Source organism: Brevirhabdus sp. (assembly GCF_052826345.1).
Window position 1 is genome coordinate 29,791 of record NZ_JBRBUA010000069.1, and the last position, 18,944, is coordinate 48,734.

Sequence of the window (18,944 nt, forward strand, 5' to 3'; positions counted from 1 at the left end):
GATATTCCTTTTCCAGACCCAGGACTGCCCGAAATGTGTGCCGATACGACAAACCAGACCCCCGTTGATTACAAGACGACGCTGAACCTGCCGCAGACCGATTTCCCGATGCGCGCGGGCCTGCCCAAGCGCGAACCCGGCTGGCTGGAGCGCTGGGCGCGGATCGGGGTCTACGACCGGCTGCGCGAGCGCGCCCGGGGCCGCGCGCCCTTCGTGCTGCACGACGGCCCGCCTTACGCCAACGGGCATCTGCATATCGGCCATGCGCTCAACAAGATCCTCAAGGACATGGTCGTGCGCTCCCAGCAGATGATGGGGCGCGACGCGCGCTACATCCCCGGCTGGGACTGCCACGGCCTGCCCATCGAATGGAAGATCGAGGAGCAGTACCGCGCCAGGGGCATGGACAAGGACAAGGTCGACATCGTCGATTTCCGGCAGGAGTGCCGCAAGTTCGCCGATGGCTGGGTCGACATCCAGCGCGATGAGTTCAAGCGGCTGGGCATCACCGGCCGCTGGGATGCGCCCTATCTGACGATGGATTTCCACGCCGAGCGGGTGATCGCGGAGGAATTCCAGAAATTCCTGATGAACGGCACGCTCTATCAGGGGTCCAAGCCCGTGATGTGGTCGCCCATCGAAAAGACCGCCCTGGCCGAGGCGGAGGTGGAATACCACGACAAGGAAAGCTTCACCGTCTGGGTCAAGTTCCGCGTCACCGACGTCGATTTCCCCGACCTGACGCTGGCCGGAGAAGAGACGGGGATCGAGGAAGGTCGCGCGATCGTGGAGGCCGAGGAGAAGCTCTCCCATGAGTTGATCGGCGCGCATGTGGTGATCTGGACCACGACGCCCTGGACGCTGCCGTCGAACAAGGCCGTGGTCTACGGGCAGGACATCGCCTATGGGCTTTATGAGGTCACGGGCACGCCCGCAGAAAGCTGGGCCTCGGTCGGCGATCGCTTCGTGCTGGCCGACAAGCTGGCGGCCGACGTGTTCCAGCGCGCGCGGCTGGCCGAAGGCCAGTATCGCCGCCTGCGCGGCGTCGGCCCGCAGCTGCTGTCGGGGATGAAGCTTGCCCACCCGCTGGCGGGCGCCGAGGGCGCGCAGGGCGAATGGGACGATCCGCGTGATTTTCGCGCCGCCGATTTCGTCACCGACGAGGAGGGCACGGGCTTCGTGCATTGCGCGCCCAGCCACGGGATGGAGGAATACGAGCTCTACCGCGACCTCGGGATGCTCGAGCAGGTCATCACCTACAACGTGATGGACGACGGCGCCTTCCGGGCGGATCTGCCGTTCTTCGGCGGCAGGTACATCCTCAACCGCAAAGGCGGCGAGGGCGATGCCAACAAGGCGGTGATCGACAAGTTGGTGGAGGTCGGCGGCCTGCTGGCGCGCGGCAAGATCAAGCATTCCTATCCGCATTCCTGGCGCTCCAAGGCGCCGGTGATCTTTCGCAACACGCCGCAGTGGTTCGCCGCCATCGACCGCGAGGTCGGAGACGGGCTCGACACCTACGGCAAGACCATCCGAAGCCGGGCGCTGACCAGCATCGACGAGCTGGTGACCTGGACGCCGCGCAGCGGGCGCAACCGGCTGCATTCGATGATCGAGGCGCGGCCGGACTGGGTGCTTTCGCGGCAACGCGCTTGGGGTGTGCCGCTGACATGTTTCGTCAGGAAGGGCGCGCTGCCCACCGATGAGGATTACCTGCTGCGCGACGCGGGCGTGAACGCACGCATCCTCGAAGCGTTCGAGGCCGAGGGTGCGGATGCCTGGTACAAGGAGGGCGCGAAGGCGCGGTTCCTCGGGGCGGATTATGACGCGGAGGCGTGGGAACAGGTCTTCGACATTCTCGACGTGTGGTTCGATTCCGGCTCCACCCATGCCTTCGTGCTGCGCGACCGCGCGGACGGGTCCGACGACGGGTTGGCCGACCTCTATCTGGAGGGCACCGACCAGCACCGCGGCTGGTTCCATTCCTCGATGCTGCAAAGCTGCGGCACGCAGGGGCGCGCACCCTATCGCGCGGTGCTGACGCATGGCTTCACGCTGGATGCCAAGGGCAACAAGATGTCCAAATCCGTCGGCAACACCGTCGCGCCCGACAAGGTCGTCCAGCAATATGGCGCCGACATCCTGCGGCTCTGGGTGGCGCAGTCGGATTATACCGCCGATCTGCGCATCGGGGACGAGATCCTGAAGGGGGCCGCCGACAGCTATCGCCGGTTGCGCAACACGCTGCGCTTCGTGCTGGGCAGCTTGCCCGACCAGGTGCCCGAGATGCCCGCGCCCGCCGCGTTGCCGGAGCTGGAGCGTCTGATGCTGCACCGCCTGTGGGAGATCGACGGCAAGGTCCGCGCGGCCTATGACGCCTATGACTTCCAGAAGGCCTGGCGCACGGTCTTCGACTTCGCCACGCTGGATCTGTCGGCCTTCTACTTCGATATCCGCAAGGACGCGCTTTATTGCGACGCGCCCGACAGCCCGCGCCGCATCGCCTGCGAGGCGGTGCTGGGGGCGATCTACGACCGGCTGACGCGCTGGCTGGCGCCGATCCTGGTCTTCACCACCGAAGAGGTCTGGCTGGAACGCCACGGGGAGGAGGACGCCTCGGTCCATCTGACGGACATGCCCGCGACGCCCGACGCCTGGCGCGACGACGCGCTGGCCGAGCGCGCGCAGAAGCTGCGCGCCGTGCGCCGCGTCGTCACCGGCGCGCTGGAGGAGAAGCGCCGCGACAAGACCATCGGGTCGAGCCTGGAGGCCGCGCCGGTGGTCCATCTGAGCGAGGATCTGGCGCAACTCATCACCAACCCCGACACCTTCGCGGATCTGTGCATCACCAGTGGCGTGACCCTGACCACCGATCCCGCGCCCGAAGGCGCCTTCACCCTGCAGGATGTGCCCGGCGTCGCCGTGGTCTTCGACGCGGCGGAGGGCGAGAAGTGCCAACGCTGCTGGAAGATCCTGCCCGAAGTGGGCCAGCAGGATCACGCGGGCGTCTGCGGGCGCTGCGACGCGGCGCTCTAGCCCGGCGCGCGCGGCTCGATGCCTCGCGCGGGGTGACGGGCGGATGGCGGGCAGGCAGCACGCTTTCCGCCCGCTCGCAGGGCAGGGCGGCTGCCCGCCCGCGCCCCGAACTTGCAGGGCTCGCTCGCGGCCGCCGCGGTCTTTGTCCATCTATATGTCGGGTTCCATCGCGGTGCCTGCAACTACATCAGGTGCGGATTCGCACAAAGCGAAAGCAGGGTTCGACACTCGCGTCGATTTATGTGAACTTCCTCTCCACTGAACAACCTCGGAAGGGGCACGGTTGGCTGGAAAACCGTAGACAAAGTTCTTTTCTCAGACGTGAGTGCCCTGATGCCAAAATGTTTCCCGATGACTGCGCAGCAGAACAACCTACTGTGCATGCTTGCGAAAAACGACCGAGAGCTTTTGGACCCCCATCTGGAAGAGGTGCAGCTTGAACGCGGCTCCGCGCTGGAGGAGCCGGGAGAGCCGCCGGAATTCGTCTATTTCCCGATCAGCGGGGTCGGGTCCATGGTTGCCGCCGGAAAGGGCGGCAGGCGCATCGAGATCGGGCTGTTCGGACGCGAAGGCATGTCGGGCCTGTCCGTTCTCACCGGCGGCAGCGGCACGCCCAACAGGGTTTTCGTGCAGGTCTCGGGCGCGGGGCTGCGGATCGAATCCGTGATGCTCGACGCGTTTCTGCAATCCAGTGCCACGTTGCGCGGCCATTTTCTGCGCTATCTTCAGGTACTGTTCATGCAGACCGCACAGACGGCCTTGTCGAACGGGCAGGCGAAGCTGGAGGAGCGTCTGGCGCGCTGGATCTTGATGTGCCACGACCGGATCGACGGCGACCGGATGGAGCTCACCCATGAATTCCTGGCCGTGATGCTGGGGGTGCGCCGGGCCGGCGTGACCGTGGGCACGCATCTTCTGGAAGGCAAGGGCCTGATCCGCGCGCGCCGGGGCGAGATCACCGTGCTGGATCGCGACAGTCTGGAGGACATGGCGACCGCGTCCTATAGCGTGCCCGAACGCGAATACCTGCGGCTGATCGGCGTTCCGCTCTCGAAAAAGGAAGCCTCCGTCTAAAGCGCCGTGCCCTTGCGGCGCGTCAAGCTGGGGTGCGCGCGCGGCGCCGGATCAGATCTTCGACGCACGCCTGGGGATCAGCTGCTGCGCGACACCCGCCACGATCAGATAAAGGCTGGTCACGATCAGCCCCCAATGCGCCCAGCTTTGCGGGTCGAAATCGACCCATGCGGCCCAGCCTGCGAAAAAGGTCCAGGCCAGCGCCATGGGCAGGCTGACGGCGCGCCAGCGCTCGGTGCGGACGGGGTGAATGAATTTCAGCGGCAGGAACATGGCCACCGCCAGCACCGCGATGATGATAAGGATCAGCCAGAAATTCGGCTCCACCGCGAACAGCACCAGAACCACCATGTTCCAGCAGCCCGGAAAGCCTGAAAAGGAATTGTCCCCGGTCTTCATCCTGGTATCGGCGAAATAGACCACGCTGGTGAAGGTGATCAGGATGATCGCCAGCCATCCGGTCCAGCCCGGCAACAGGTCGGAGCTGAACAGCGCAAAGGCGGGGATGAACACATAGGTCAGATAGTCGATGATCAGATCCAGCAGCACGCCGTCTATTTCCGGCGCGTTGCGCTTGACGTCGTATTTGCGCGCCAGCGGCCCGTCCAGCCCGTCGACGAAAAGGCGACGACCAGCCACAGGAACATCAGGCTCCATTCCTTTTCGGTGGCGGCCAGCATCGCCAGCATGGCAAAGACCGCGCCGGTGGCGGTGAAAAGATGAACGGCAAGGGCGTGCAACTTAGGGGTCATCACTTACCTTTGAATGAAAATCGGACGCTGCGCAAACCGTTAGGACATCGAGGCCTTGGGGTGGGTGCGATCGTAGACGTCCATCAGCCGCGCGCTGTCGACCGCGGTATAGGCCTGCGTGGTGGACAGCGATGCATGGCCCAGAAGCTCCTGGATGCTGCGCAGATCGCCGCCCGCTTCGAGCAGATGCGTGGCAAAGCTGTGGCGCAGCGCGTGCGGCGTGGCGGTGGCGGGCAGGCCCAGCTGCATCCGCGTGGATTGCACCGTCTTTTGCAGGATGCGCGGGTTGAGCTTGCCGCCGCGCGATCCGCGAAAGAGCGGCGCGTCGCGGGTCAGCTCGTGCGGGCATAACGCGACATAGTCGGCCACTGCGCGACGCGCGATGTCCAGCACCGGCACGATCCGCTCCTTGCCGCCCTTGCCGCGGATGCGCAGCACCTCGGGCAGGGGATTGTCGGCGCCCGTCAGCGCGAGCGCCTCGGAGATGCGCAGCCCGCAGCCGTAAAGCACCGTGACGATGGCCACGTCGCGTGCGCCGATCCAGGGCGTGCGCGATTGCAGCTCGACCGTGGACAGCATCGCGCGCGCGGCGTCGGGCGCCAGCGGGCGGGGCAGCTTCTTTTGGTACTTGGGCGAGCGTGCGGCCAGAACCGCGGTCGGCTCGAACCCTTCGCGTTCGCCCAGCCAGCGGTAGAAGGTCTTGACCGCCGACAGCCGCCGCGCCATCGAACGCGCGCCGATTCCGGTGCCGCGCTCATGCGCCATCCAGCTGCGCATGTCGGACTGGCTGATCCGGGTCAGCGGCGCCAGCCCCTGCGGCGCACCGAAATGGCTGGTCAAAAAGGACAGGAACCCCACGACATCGGCGCGGTAGGCTTCCACGGTCTTGTCCGCGGCGCCGTGCAGCGCCCGCATCGAGGCAAGCCAGTCCTGCACGGCATCCCGCGCCGCAGGTGAGATGGAGCTCAAGCCAGCCAGCGTCGCATCGCCCGTTCGAACACGCCGGTGAAGAAGGTCAGCAGGTCGGTGCCCTGGCTCGGCTTGAACTGATGCGGATCCTCCGCGCCCAAAACCAGCAGGCCGGGCAGGCGGCCCGTGCCGAAGTCGAGCTTGAGCAGCGCTTCGGAATGGATCCAGCCCGCCGCCTCGCCATAGATGTCTTCGGAGGCCTCGGCGACCTGGCGCAGCGTGACCTGGCGCGGCGGCGCGTTGCGCCCGCGCGTGACATAATCGTCGACGAAGCCCGGCGCCTTGACGACCAGCACATCCTCCAGCCGTTGCACGGTCGCCTCCTCTTCCTCGGCGTGGGGGCTTTCCAGCACCAGCCGGATGGAATCCACGCGCAGCGTCTCGGCGATATCGGTGCGCAGGCTGAGCAGGAAATCCTCGAACTTGATGGCGTCGAGCAGGCGCAGAACCGCGCGATGCACCTGATTGGTCCCCGCGAGGTTTTCATAGGCCGCCGCGATCACGCTGCGATGCGTGTCCTCCAGCCGGTCGAGCCGGGCCTCGAGCCGTTCCATCGCGATGCCGCGCAGATCGACGATGTTGTTGCCGAGCTGTTTTTCATTGGCCGCGATCAGCGCCTTCATCAGATCGCGATCGTCCAGGATCATCTCGGGATCGGACAGGATCCGTTCCCGCAGATCCTCCATCTCAAGCGCGGTATCGCTCATTCTGCCTCCGGTATTGTTGTTTTGCGGCAGTCTACCTCAGGTCAGAGAATTTTCTGACCGGTTTTTTCCCAATCTTTCAGAAAACTTTCCAGTCCCTTGTCGGTCAGCGGGTGTTCGGCCAGCTTCTTGATGACGGCGGGCGGGGCGGTCATCACGTCGGCACCGATCCTGGCGGCCTCGGTGACGTGGTTGACGGTGCGGATCGAGGCGGCGAGGATCTGCGTCTCGAAGCCGTAGTTGTCATAGATCTCGCGGATGTCGGCGATCAGCTGCATCCCGTCCAGGTTGATGTCGTCCAGCCGCCCGATGAACGGGCTGATGAAGGTCGCGCCCGCCTTGGCCGCGATCAGCGCCTGATTGGCGGAAAAGCACAGGGTGACGTTGACCATGCGGCCCTCGTCCGACAGCACCTTGCAGGCGCGCAGCCCGTCCCAGGTCAGCGGCACCTTGACGGCGATGTTCTCGGCGATCCTGGCCAGCTCGCGCCCCTCGGCGATCATGCCCTCGGCGTCCAGCGCGACGGTTTCGGCGCTGACGGGGCCTGCGACCAGATCGCAGATCTCCTTGGTGACTTCCTTGATGTCGCGGCCCGATTTCATGATCAGCGACGGGTTGGTGGTGACGCCGTCCACCATGCCAAGCTCGTTCAATTCGCGGATGGCGTCGATTTCTGCGGTGTCTACGAAAAACTTCATGGCCATTCTCCTTGGGGGCTGGCGGAATTTGGCGCCGTCATAGCCTATGGCGGGCGTACCCGGAACCCCTTATGACTGCGCCCCGATGACAGAGATGACAGAGCAGAGCTTCTTTCCGCAAGGTACGCTGGTGGGCGTGCTGACGACGCAGCCGCTGGGCCGGCCGCTGGATTACAAGGCCCCCGAGGGCGGCTGTCATGAAGGCGCCTTCGTCGAGGTGCCGCTGGGCCCGCGCAAGGTGCTCGGCGTGGTCTGGGGACCGGGGCAGGGCGATTTCGACGCGGCCCGCGTGCGCCCGGTAAGCCGGGTGCTGGATGCCCGACCGATGCGCGCGGAAATGCGCCGGTTTCTGACCCGCGCCGCCGATTACACGCTGACGCCCCTGCCCGCGATGCTGCGGCTGGCCACACGCTCGCCCGGGTTGGGCGATCCGCCGTCGATGCGAAAGATCTATCGCATGGGGCAGGGGATGCCCGACCGCATGACGCCCGCGCGCGAAAGGGTGCTCGCCGTGCTGGAGGAATTCGGCGGGCTGTCCTTCACCCTCAAGGAGCTGGCGGAAATGGCGGGCACCGGCACCTCCGTCGTCAAGGGGCTGGTCGCGCAAGGCGTCGTGGCCGAGCAGGACACGCCGCGCGATCAGCCCTATCCGGCGCTCGACCCCGCGCTGCCGGGCAAGCCGCTGACCGACGATCAGGCCCGCGCGGCAAGCGCCATCGCCGAGGGCATGGGTGCGCGGGCCTATGGCACGACCCTGCTCAAGGGCGTGACCGGCTCGGGCAAGACGGAAGTGTATCTTGAGGCCGTCGCCGCCTGCCTGCGCGCCGGGCGGCAGGCGCTGGTGCTGCTGCCCGAGATCGCCCTGACGGCGGAATTCCTGACCCGGGTGGAGGCGCGTTTCGGCGCGCGGCCCGCCGAGTGGCATTCAGGCGTCACCATGACCGAACGCCGCCGCTGCTGGCGCATGGTGGGCGAGGGCGGCGCGCAGCTGGTGGTGGGGGCGCGTTCCGCGCTGTTCCTGCCCTATGCGGATCTGGGTCTGATCGTCGTGGATGAGGAACACGACACCTCCTACAAGCAGGAGGACGGGGTGCTCTACAACGCGCGCGACATGGCGGTGCTGCGCGCCTCGCTGAACGCGGCGCAGGTGGTGCTGGCCTCGGCCACGCCCTCGCTGGAAAGCTGGGCCAATGCCGAGGCGGGCAAATACCGCAAGGTCGAGCTGGCCGCGCGCTATGGCACGGCCGAACTGCCCGAGATGCGCGCCATCGACATGCGCGCGGAGGCGCTGCCCGCCAACCGCTGGATATCCGGCGGCTTGCAGGCCGAAGTGGCGAAACGCCTGGAGGCGGGCGAGCAGTCGCTGCTGTTCATCAACCGGCGCGGCTATGCGCCGATCACGCTCTGCCGCGCCTGCGGCCAGCAGGTCGGCTGCGACCATTGCGATGCGCGCATGGTCGAACACCGGTTCCAAAAGCGGCTGGTCTGCCACCAATGCGGCGAGAGCAAACCCCTCCCCGAGGCCTGCCCGTCCTGTCAGGTCGAGGGCAGGATGGCCGCCGTGGGCCCGGGGGTGGAGCGTCTGGCCGAAGAGGCGGCGGCGCTGTTTCCCGATGCCCGCGTCGCGGCCCTGTCGTCGGACATGTTCGGGTCCGCCCGCGCGCTGAAGGCGCAGATCGAGGCCATCGCGACAGGGCAGGCCGACATCGTCATCGGCACGCAGCTGGTCGCCAAGGGCCATAATTTTCCGCTGCTGACGCTGGTGGGGGTGATCGACGCGGATCTGGGCCTGCAGGGGTCCGACCTGCGCGCGGCCGAGCGCAGTTTCCAGCTGGTGCGCCAGGTGGCCGGCCGCGCAGGCCGTGCCGCGCGGCGCGGCGTGGCCTATCTGCAAAGCTATCAGCCCGAACACCCGGTGATCCGCGCGATCCTGGGCGGCGACGAGGAAGCGTTCTGGCGCGCCGAGGCGGAGGAACGCCGCCGCGCGGGTGTGCCGCCCTACGGGCGCATGGCGGGCATCGTCATCAGCTCTCCCGATGCGCAGCAGGCGTTCGATCTGGGCGGGCGGCTGGCGCGGATGGACGCGCCTCTGCGCCGGATCGGCGCGCAGGTCTTCGGCCCCGCGCCCGCGCCCATCGCGCGCATCCGCGGCCGCCACCGCGTGCGTCTGCTGGTCAAGGCCGACAAGGGCGCGGCGTTGCAGGCGGCGCTGCTGGAATGGACCGCGCAGTTTCGTCTGCCCGCGCAGCTGCGCCTGTCGATCGACATCGATCCGCAAAGTTTCTACTGACGCGGCGCGCGGCGGGGCCGGGATGCCTTCGGCGAGGATATTTTCGCGACAATGAAGGAAACGGGAGCACGGAACGGACGGCGAAATACCGGCGGCGGCAGCGGCGAAGGGTGCGCGGATTTCAGATTTTCATCCGTTTGAAGATCGCTTCGGGGATCAGGCGGATGATCGTCATCACCAGCCGCCAGAAGCCCGGGGTGTAGATCACGTTGCGCCGCTTTTCGAGCGCCTTCAGCATGTCCCGCGCGACCCGGTCGGGCGCGGCCACGAGGAACATGCCCTCCACGTCCCAGGTCATGGCCGTATCGACGAAACCGGGTTTGACCGTCATCACATGCACGCCGCTGCGCGCCATCCGGTTGCGCAGCCCCGACAGATACGTGTGAAAGGCGGATTTGGCGGCGCCATAGGCATAGTTGTCCAGCCGACCCCGATCGCCCGCGACAGAGCCCACGCCGACCACGGCGCCCGCGCCGCGGGCCTCCATCAGGGGGGCCAGCCTGTGGATGAGCCGCGCGGGGCCGGTGAAATTGTCGCTGATGAGCCCATCCAGCAGGGCCGGGTCGGCATCCACGTCGCTTTGGGCGGGCATGGCGCCGACGAAACAGGCGACGTTGAATGTGCCGCCTGCGGCTGCCATTCGTGTCGTCATCAGCGCCAGGATATCCACCGAATCGCTGTCGCGCCGCGCGTCGAAGGGCAGAACCTCAACCAGGGGCGCGCCGCGCAGGCGGCAGTCGGATGCGCTGCGCGACAGGTCCTCCGCATCGCGCCCGGCGAGGTGGAGCGCCGCGCCCCGCTCGGCCAGCGCGCGGGCAAATGCACGCGCCATCGACGAGCTTGCGCCGAGGATCAGCCAGGTCTCGCCGCTCATGGCATGCCCCGCAGGTTGAGCCGCCTGCTCAGGTCGGTCTGCATCGCGCCATCGGGGTCGCATTGGGCGATCACACGGCGGTAGTGATCGAGCTCGGGATACATCGCCCCCAGCCGTCGCGGCGCCAGGCAGGCGTCCTTGGCCAGATAGACGCGCCCGCCCGCCTCGGCGGTGCGGTCGTGAAGCCGGTCCAGCAGGGCGCGGGTGTCCGCGCGTTGCGGCAGATCGACGGCGAGGGTGTAGCCCTCCATCGGGAAGGACAGAAAGCCCGCGCGCCCCGGACCCAGGCGTTTGAGCACCGCGAGCGGGGAGGCCGCGCCGTGATCGGCGATGTTCTGGATCATGCCGTCCAGCGCATCGGCGGCGTCGCGCGGCACCGCGCATTGGAACTGATGAAAGCCCGCTTTGCCGTAAAGCCGGTTCCATTGCGCCACCCGGTCGAGCGGGAAGAAGAAGGCGGGCAGCGGGCGGCGTCTGCTGCGGCCCGCCCGGGGGATGCGGTTGAAATAGGCGCGGTTGAAGAGCCGCACGGCCGCGGGCGACAGGAGTTTTCCCGGCGCGTCGCGCGGCACGCGCCACCGGGTCGTGGTGCGGGCAAAACCGCTGGCGGGCAGGATCGTGGCCTCCTCCAATATGCCGCGGCCGCGGGCGGGGCCGTCGGCGGAAAGATCCATCCAGCCCACGCTGTAGGGGCTGTTCGATTGTTCGAATGCCGCCAGAAAGGCCGACAGATCGCGCATGCGCCGTTCCGTCACCTCGACCATGCCGCCGGGGCAGGGGGCCAGCCGCAGCCGCGCCGACAGGATCAGCCCGGTCTGCCCCATGCCGCCCAGCGTGGCGCGAAAGACATCGCGATCGGCGGGCGGCACCTGGCGCAGGCCTTGCGGCGTCAGCAGATCGACCGACAGCAGATGCTGGCCAAAGCTGCCCGCCCATTGGTGGTTCTTGCCGTGGACATCGGCGGCGATGGCGCCGCCCAGCGTGACATGCCCCGTGCCGGGCAGTACCGCGGGCATCCAGCCCAGCGGGGCGAAATGGCGCAGGATGTCCCCCAGCGTGACGCCTGCTTCGGCCTCCAGCTCTCCGGTTGCGGGGTCGAAGGAAAGCAGCCGGTCAAGCCGCGTCATGTCATAGCTGCGCCCACCGTCGTTGAGCGGTGCATCCCCGTAGGAGCGGCGGTTGCCGAATGCCGGCGCGGGCGCGGCCTCGAATTCGGCGCGCAGGGCGGAGATGCGTTCGGGGCGAAAGCTGTCTTCGCGCGCGCGCAGCACGCGGCCCCAGCCGGTGGCGATGATGGGCTTAGCGCGCATGGCGGTTCCTCGGCGAAAGACGTTCCGCCAGCGCGAAGAAGCCGCAGCCCACCGCGATGGCGAACCAAAGCGTGGTCAGGCGGATCACCGCGGTGGCGGGAACCGACAGTTCCAGCCCGATGCCTTGCAGGCCCAGCAGGGCGATCATCGCGCCTTCCGCACCGCCAAGGCCACCGGGCGCGCCGGTCAGCCCGCCCGCCAGCGTGGCGAAGAGAAAGATCGAGACCGCGGCGGGCGCCCCGATTCCGGCATCGAACCAGTCGAGCAGCAGGAAAAAGGCCCAGCCCTCCGCCAGCCAGCCAAGCGCGCCCAGCACGAGGGCGGCCAGCGCGAGGCGCGGGGCCGCGAAATGGCGCAGGCTGCGCGCCACGCGGCGCGCGCGGGCGAAAAGCCGTGGTGCCCGGCCCGTCATGCGCCAGAGCGTGGTGACCACGGCGCCCAGCACGCCCGGGCGTGTCGCCAGCGCCGCCACGCCGAGCGCGCCCGCCGCAGTCAGCAGCGCGCCGTTGCCCCCGACCGCGCCGAACGCGAAGCTCAGCAGCAACACCAGGGCCAGCGCCGCCAGATCCGCGGCCCGATCGACCAGCGCCAGCACCAGCGTGCGCGCCGCTGGCGCGCCGGTGGCCCGGTGCAGCCAGCGCATGCGCACCAGCTCTCCGACCCGGCCGGGGGTGACGGTCATCGCGAAACCGCCGAGAAACTGCACCATGTCGAGCGTCAGCGAGTTGCGCAGGCGCAAGCGTCGCACGAAAAGATGCCAGCGCAGCCCGCGCAACAGGTAGTTGACCACCGACAGCCCCAGCAGCAGCGCAAGCTGGTCGAGGTGTAGATCCGTAAGATGGGCGGCGGCGGCCTGCCATCCGGGCGCTGTCAGCAATCCCGCGAGCCCGCCCAGAAAGAGCGCGCCCAGGCCCAGCGGCACGAGATTGGCGCGCAGCCGACGCGCGGCAATGAGACATCGATCCGGGATCAGCCCCCCCGGTCGCGACGCACAGGGGATCGCGGGGCGTGCGGCGGCGGAGGAGAGGCGAGAAGAGTGAGGTGAGGGCGCGCGCATCCGTCGCGGATAGCGACAGATTGGGGCGAGATTGTGGAATTGTCGCCCGGTCGGCGACAATTCGGGGGCCAGAGGATCCGCCAGAGGATCAGTTGACGATCGTGGCCTCGGTGGCGGCGCGCAGGTCGTCCTCGGACACGCCTTCGGCGGTCTCGACGATCTTCAGCCCGCCCTCGATCACATCGAGAACCCCGAGGTTGGTGATGATGCGGTGCACCACGCCGGTGCCGGTCAGCGGCAGGGTGCAGGCCTTGAGAACCTTGCTGTCGCCGTGTTTGTTGGTGTGGTCCATCACCACCACCACGCGCTGCACGCCCGCGACCAGATCCATCGCGCCGCCCATGCCCTTGACCAGCTTGCCGGGGATCATCCAATTCGCCAGATCGCCGTTTTCGGCCACTTCCATCGCGCCCAGGATGGCCATCGCGATCTTGCCGCCGCGGATCATCGCGAACGACTGCGCGCTGTCGAAATAGCTGGTGCGCTCCAGCTCGGTGATGGTCTGCTTGCCCGCGTTGATCAGATCGGGGTCGACCTCATCCTCGGTCGGGAAGGGGCCCATGCCCAGCATGCCGTTTTCCGATTGCAGCGTCACGTCGACGCCTTCGGGGATGTAGTTGCTGACGAGCGTCGGGAAGCCGATCCCGAGGTTCACATACATCCCGTCTTCGAGTTCCTGCGCCGCACGTGCGGCCATCTGATTGCGATCCCAAGGCATGTGACGCCTCCTTCATGTCGGGTCCGGCGCGGGGCCGGTGGAATGGGTGCCCGCAGGGGGCGAATGGCTCAGGCGGCGCGCACGGTGCGGTTCTCGATCCGCTTTTCGTGCTGGCCCTGGATGATGCGGTGCACATAGACGCCGGGCAGATGGATCTTGTCGGGGTCCAGCGATCCGCGCGGCACGATCTCCTCGACCTCGACGATGCAGACCTTGCCGCAGGTCGCCGCGGGCGGGTTGAAGTTGCGCGCGGTCTTGCGGAACATCAGGTTGCCGGTGTCGTCGGCCTTCCACGCCTTGACGATGGACAGATCGGCGACGATGCCGCGTTCCAGGATATAGGTCTCGCCGTCGAAATCCTTGTGCTCCTTGCCCTCGGCGATCTGGGTGCCCACGCCGGTCTTGGTGTAGAAACCGGGGATGCCCGCACCGCCTGCGCGCATCCGCTCGGCCAGGGTGCCCTGCGGGTTGAATTCCAGCTCCAGCTCGCCCGACAGATACTGCCGCATGAATTCGGCGTTTTCCCCCACATAGGAGGAAATCATCTTCTTGACCTGCCGCGTGTGCAATAGCTTGCCGAGGCCGAAGTCATCCACGCCCGCGTTGTTGGAGGCGACGGTCAGATCGCTGGTGCCCGCCGCCTTGATGCCGTCGATCAGAAGCTCGGGGATGCCGCACAGGCCGAACCCGCCCGCGGCGATGAACATGCCGTCGAACAGCAGCCCGTCCAGCGCGGCCTCGGCGTTGTCGTAGATCTTTTTCATGCGGTCTCCCCCGGCTTCAGTTCGCTGCGGCCTGTTAAGCACAAACAGGCGTCAGCGTCCAATCAATGCTGCGGTGCAGCAGGTGCGCGGCACCCCGCAGCGGGCGCGCCCCTTGAGCAGCCCCGTCGAAGGGGTCCGCTCATTCAGCGCCATCCTCCGCCGGGGGCGTCTTTGCGGCCGCCTTCGTGGCGGTGGTCTTGCCCGCGGCCTTGGCGGTCGTCGTCTTCGCGGAGGCCGCCTTTTCGCTCGCCGGTTTCTTCGCTGCCGGTTTTTTGGCCGCGGCCTTTTTCGCAGGCGCTTTCGTTGCGGTCGTTTTTTTCGCCGCCGCCTTTTTCGCCGGTGCCTTTTTCGCGGCGGTCTTCTTCGGCGCCGCCTTCTTCTTGCCGCCCTTGGCCGCCTTTTCGGCGATCAGCTGCACGGCAAGTTCCATCGTCACCGCCTCCGGCTCGGTCTCTTTCGGCAGGGTGGCGTTGATCTTTTCCCATTTGACATAGGGCCCGTAGCGGCCCGCCATCACATTGACCGGACCGCCGCTTTCGGGGTGTTCGCCCAATTCGCGCAGCGGCTTGGCGGGGGTGCGCCCTCCGCGACTGGCCTTCTGTGCCAGAACCTCGACGGCGCGGTTCATGCCGATGGTAAAGACCTCATCGACCTCGGGCAGGTTGGCATAGGTGCGCCCGTGCTTGACGTAAGGCCCGTAGCGCCCGATCCCGGCCTCGATCAGCTCGCCGTCATCGGGGTGATGGCCGACCTCTCGGGGCAGCGACAGCAGCGTCACGGCCTTTTCCAGGTCGATCTCGTCGACAGCCCAGCCCTTGGGCAGGCTGGCGCGCGGCGGCTTGGGCTGTTCCTCCGTCGCCTCGCCACGTTGCACATAGGGGCCGAAGCGGCCCTTGCGCAGGGTGATGGGATCGCCCTGATCCTCGCCCAGCATCTTGCCGTCGGGGCCGATTTCATTGTCGCCCGCGCCGGGGGGGCCGAAAGGCCGGGTGAACCGGCACTCAGGGTAGTTGGAACAGCCGATGAAGGCGCCGCCCGAGCGCGCGGTGCGCATTGACAGCCGCCCCGCGCCGCAGTTGGGGCAGACGCGCGGGTCGCTGCCATCCTCGGTCGGGGGATAGAGATGCGGCGCCAGCGCCTCGTCGATCTTGTCCAGAACCTCGGTGATCCGCAGCTCCGACGTCTCGGCGATCGCGGCGGAGAAATCGCGCCAGAACCGGTCGAGCACGTCCTTCCACTCCCGCTCTCCGGCGGTGATGTCGTCGAGCTCCTCCTCCAGATTGGCGGTGAACTCATAGCCCACGTATTTCTGGAAATATTCCAGCAGGAAGATCGTCACCAGCCGCCCCTTGTCCTCGGGGATCAGGCGGTTCTTTTCCTTGCGCACATATTCGCGGTCCTGGATCGTCGTGACGATGGATGCGTAGGTGGAGGGCCGCCCGATGCCCAGCTCCTCCATCTTCTTGACCAGCGTGGCCTTGGTGTAGCGCGGCGGCGGCTGGGTGAAATGCTGCTCGGGCGTGACGGACTTCTTGGCGGCGGGCTCGCCCTGGCTGATCTGGGGCAGGCGCTTGTCGTCCTCGTCCGTCGCGCTGTCGTCGCGGCCCTCCTCATAGACCTTGATGAACCCGTCGAACACGACGACCTGTCCGGTCGCGCGCAGGCCGACCTGCCCGTCGGACGACCCCACCTCGACGGTCGTGCGCTCCAGCCGGGCCGATTCCATCTGGCTGGCGAGGGTGCGTTTCCAGATCAGGTCGTAGACCTTGCGCTGCTCGGGCTCCAGCCGCAGGCTGTCCGGGCTCGCGCCCATCTCGGTGGGGCGGATGCATTCATGCGCTTCCTGCGCGTTCTTGGCCTTGTTCTTATAGATGCGCGGGCTGGCGGGGACGTATTCCGCCCCGTAGCGCGACTTGATCTCGTCGCGCGCAGCCGTCACGGCCTCGGGCGCCATGTCGATGCCGTCGGTCCGCATGTAGGTGATGTGCCCCGCTTCATAGAGGCGCTGCGCCGCGCTCATCGTCTGGCGCGCGCCCATGCCGAACTTGCGGCTGGCCTCCTGTTGCAGGGTCGAGGTCATGAACGGCGGCGAGGGGTTGCGGCTGGCGGGCTTGGCCTCCACCGAGTTGACCTTGAGATCGCGGGAGCTGATCGCCTGCACCGCAAGTTCGGCCGCAGTCTCATTGGCCAGATCGAACTTGTCCAGCTTGTCGCCGCCCAGCACGGTCAGCCGCGCCTCGTACTCCTGACCGCGCGGCGTGCTGAGCAGCGCCTTGACGGTCCAGTATTCGCGGGCGTCGAAGGCCTCGATCTCCATCTCGCGCTCGACGATCAGGCGCAGGCAGACCGATTGCACCCGCCCGGCGGACTTGGCGCCCGGCAGCTTGCGCCACAGCACGGGGCTGAGGTTGAAACCCACCAGGTAATCCAGCGCGCGGCGAGCCAGATAGGCCTCCACCAGTTCCATGTCGACCTGGCGCGGCTCGCCCATCGCCTTGGTGACGGCGGATTTGGTGATCGCGTTGAACACGACTCGGCTGACCGGCGTGTCCTTCTTGATCGCCTTGCGGTTGCGCAGAGTCTCCTCCAGGTGCCAGCTGATCGCCTCCCCCTCGCGGTCGGGGTCGGTGGCGAGGATCAGTTCGCCGTCTTCCTTGAGCGCGTCGGCGATCGCCTTGACGTGCTTCTTGCTGTCGCTGGCAACCTCCCATTTCATGTCGAACGCGTTGTCGGTATCGACCGAGCCGTCCTTGGGCGGCAGGTCCCGCACATGGCCGTAGGAGGCAAGGACGGTGTAGTTGTTTCCAAGATACTTGTTGATTGTCTTGGCTTTGGCCGGCGACTCGACGACAACGACTGGCATGAAATTCCTCGTAACGATCAGGGGTCTGGGCGGCGCTAGATGTGAGCGCCGGGGGAGGAATGTCAATGGCCGGCGATTTTTGCACGCCCTCAGGGCCGCGAGACCAGCCCGCCGGAATGGCGCTGCACGCGTCCCGAAAGTTCCAGATCCAGCAGGCAGGAGGCCACCTGATGCGCGGGCAGTCCCAGATCGCGGATCAGCGCATCCTCCGCCACCGGGGAGGGGCCGAGATGCTTGAGGATAGTGCTTTCGACGCGGCCGTCTTGGCCGCGCCCCTGCGGTGGGCAGGTGGCGGGAACCGGGGGCGATGGTGCCGGCGACGCCTGCGGTGACGAGGATGCGGGGGGCGCCGACGCTGACGTCGTTGCGCCGGGCGGGGCGGGGGGCGCGGCCCCGTGCGGGGCAGGGCACAGCGGCGCCAGCGCCTCGATCACATCGGCGGCATCGCGCACCAGCAGCGCGCCGTCGCGGATCAGCATGTTCGCGCCCGCCGAGCGCGCGTCGAACGGATGGCCGGGAACGGCCAGCACCTCCCTGTTTTGATCGAGTGCCATGCGCGCGGTGATCAGGCTGCCCGATCTGGCGGCGGCCTCGACCACCACGAGCACATGCGCCAGCCCCGATATGATGCGGTTGCGCGGCGGAAAATGGCGCGCCTGCGGCTGCAAGCCCATCGCGGCCTCGGAGAGGCAAAGGCCGGTTGCGGCGATCCGCTCCGCCAGCGCGGCGTTTTCCGCCGGGTAGTGGACGTCGACACCGCCGGCGACCACGGCGATTGTGCCGGTGGCGAGCGCGGCGTCATGCGCGGCGGCGTCGATGCCGCGCGCCAGCCCCGAGACGACGACATAGCCCGCCTGCCCGAGATCCTGCGCCAGCCGCCGCGCCATGCGCCGCCCCAGCGACGACGCGTTGCGTGCGCCGACCAGCGCGATGGCGGGCCGCTCCAGCAGGTCCATCCGCCCGCGCGCCCACAGCAGCGGCGGCGCATCGGGCAATTGTCGCAGGATCGCAGGGTAGGGCGGCGCGCCGTACAGCAGCAATCGCGCGCCCGCCCTGCGCCCGGCGCGGTATTCCGCCTCCGCCTGGTCCGGTGGGCAGGGGGCGTAGCCGCGAACGCCCGACCGGCGTGCCAGCTCGGGCAGGGCGGCCAACGCGGCCGTGGCGCTGCCATGTTCGCGCAGCAGTCGGAAGAAAGTGGAGGGACCCACCCGGCGGGACCGGAACAGCCGTAATTGACTGATATGCTCCTCCTCCGATCGAGGGGGGGTGAGAGGGGGACGAGGGAAGAGGTCTTCGGTCATGTGCCCGCCAGGTGAGTCGTCTCAAATTGGCACGCCACTGGTTAATCAGGCATGAAGCAAAGGTTGCGAAAAGTTAATGTGCAGGCAAGCTGTTGGTTTTGTTGTCGATAATTCCAGTTGAGCGCGGATTTGTCGCTGAGTCTCGGGCCGAGGGGGACGGGCGCGCGTCCCCGCTCGACCGGCGCGCTGTCAGGTGGCGCTGCCGCCTACCGTCAGCCCGCCGATAAGCAGCGTCGGCTGGCCCACGCCCACCGGCACCCATTGGCCCGCCTTGCCGCAATTGCCGATGCCCGGGTCCAGCGCCATGTCGTTGCCGATGGCGCGGATCTGCTGGAGCGCGGTTGCCCCGTCGCCGATCAGCGTGGCGCCCTTGACCGGCGCGCCGATCTTGCCGTCCTTGACGCGATAGGCCTCGGTGCAGCTGAAGACGAACTTGCCATTGGTGATGTCCACCTGCCCGCCGCCAAAGCCCACGGCATAGATCCCGTCCTTCAGATCCGCCACGATGTCGGCGGGCGCGCTGTCGCCGCCCAG

General features: G+C 67.5%; 14 protein-coding genes and 1 pseudogene. 3 read left to right on the forward strand and 12 right to left on the reverse strand.

The genetic code is table 11. From position 1 onward, the window contains the following. Positions 1-33: 33 nt before the first annotated feature. The gene (gene ileS, locus ACU0BR_RS08725; protein ID WP_446156452.1) at positions 34-3,036 is read left to right on the forward strand and encodes an isoleucine--tRNA ligase; all 3,003 of its coding nucleotides are present in this window, start codon (positions 34-36) and stop codon (positions 3,034-3,036) included. Between the two features lie 351 nt (positions 3,037-3,387). Then, positions 3,388-4,110: a Crp/Fnr family transcriptional regulator gene (locus ACU0BR_RS08730; protein WP_446156453.1), complete on the forward strand. Its 723-nt coding sequence runs from the start codon at positions 3,388-3,390 to the stop codon at positions 4,108-4,110. A gap of 51 nt (positions 4,111-4,161) precedes the next feature. Here the strand turns inward: ACU0BR_RS08730 and ACU0BR_RS08735 are convergent. From ACU0BR_RS08735 to fsa, 4 genes and pseudogenes are all read right to left on the reverse strand, one after another. After that, positions 4,162-4,862: pseudogene (locus ACU0BR_RS08735) on the reverse strand (CDP-alcohol phosphatidyltransferase family protein). Between the two features lie 39 nt (positions 4,863-4,901). Further along, positions 4,902-5,831 (reverse strand): tyrosine recombinase XerC, encoded by a 930-nt coding sequence (locus tag ACU0BR_RS08740; protein ID WP_446156454.1) that lies wholly within the window; start codon positions 5,829-5,831, stop codon positions 4,902-4,904. Next, the gene (locus ACU0BR_RS08745; RefSeq protein WP_446156455.1) at positions 5,828-6,538 is read right to left on the reverse strand and encodes a DUF484 family protein; all 711 of its coding nucleotides are present in this window, start codon (positions 6,536-6,538) and stop codon (positions 5,828-5,830) included. Before ACU0BR_RS08745 ends, ACU0BR_RS08740 begins: the two co-directional genes overlap by 4 nt. Before the next feature lie 41 nt (positions 6,539-6,579). After that, positions 6,580-7,233 carry a fructose-6-phosphate aldolase gene (gene fsa, locus ACU0BR_RS08750; protein WP_446156456.1) on the reverse strand — a complete coding sequence of 218 codons (654 nt, stop codon included), beginning with the start codon at positions 7,231-7,233 and terminating at the stop codon, positions 6,580-6,582. A gap of 94 nt (positions 7,234-7,327) precedes the next feature. On the opposite strand from fsa, the gene ACU0BR_RS08755 reads away from it, so the two are divergent. Then, positions 7,328-9,523, forward strand: a complete 2,196-nt coding sequence (locus ACU0BR_RS08755; RefSeq protein ID WP_446156466.1) for a primosomal protein N' — start codon at positions 7,328-7,330, stop codon at positions 9,521-9,523. 121 nt (positions 9,524-9,644) lie between these two features. On the opposite strand, the gene ACU0BR_RS08760 is transcribed toward ACU0BR_RS08755, so the two are convergent. From ACU0BR_RS08760 to ACU0BR_RS08795, 8 genes are all read right to left on the reverse strand, one after another. Beyond that, positions 9,645-10,397, reverse strand: a complete 753-nt coding sequence (locus ACU0BR_RS08760) for an SDR family NAD(P)-dependent oxidoreductase (protein WP_446156457.1) — start codon at positions 10,395-10,397, stop codon at positions 9,645-9,647. Next, a complete protein-coding gene (locus ACU0BR_RS08765) occupies positions 10,394-11,707 on the reverse strand; it encodes an FAD-binding oxidoreductase (protein ID WP_446156458.1) in 1,314 nt (437 codons plus the stop codon). Before ACU0BR_RS08765 ends, ACU0BR_RS08760 begins: the two co-directional genes overlap by 4 nt. Continuing rightward, positions 11,697-12,629, reverse strand: coding sequence for a lysylphosphatidylglycerol synthase transmembrane domain-containing protein (locus ACU0BR_RS08770; protein WP_446156459.1), 933 nt, complete (start codon positions 12,627-12,629; stop codon positions 11,697-11,699). Before ACU0BR_RS08770 ends, ACU0BR_RS08765 begins: the two co-directional genes overlap by 11 nt. Before the next feature lie 223 nt (positions 12,630-12,852). Next, entirely contained in the window at positions 12,853-13,482 is a 630-nt protein-coding gene (locus ACU0BR_RS08775) for a 3-oxoacid CoA-transferase subunit B (protein WP_446156460.1), read from the reverse strand. Positions 13,483-13,550: 68 nt separating this feature from the next. Then, positions 13,551-14,246 carry a CoA transferase subunit A gene (locus ACU0BR_RS08780; protein WP_446156461.1) on the reverse strand — a complete coding sequence of 232 codons (696 nt, stop codon included), beginning with the start codon at positions 14,244-14,246 and terminating at the stop codon, positions 13,551-13,553. A 139-nt stretch (positions 14,247-14,385) separates the two neighbouring features. Then, positions 14,386-17,109, reverse strand: coding sequence for a type I DNA topoisomerase (topA, locus tag ACU0BR_RS08785; RefSeq protein WP_446156462.1), 2,724 nt, complete (start codon positions 17,107-17,109; stop codon positions 14,386-14,388). A gap of 89 nt (positions 17,110-17,198) precedes the next feature. Further along, on the reverse strand, positions 17,199-18,410 hold the full coding sequence (gene dprA, locus ACU0BR_RS08790; protein ID WP_446156463.1) for a DNA-processing protein DprA: 1,212 nt from the start codon (positions 18,408-18,410) through the stop codon (positions 17,199-17,201). A 189-nt stretch (positions 18,411-18,599) separates the two neighbouring features. Beyond that, positions 18,600-18,944, reverse strand: a 345-nt coding sequence (locus ACU0BR_RS08795; protein WP_446156464.1) for a metallopeptidase TldD-related protein, incomplete at its 5' end; no start/stop codon positions are given.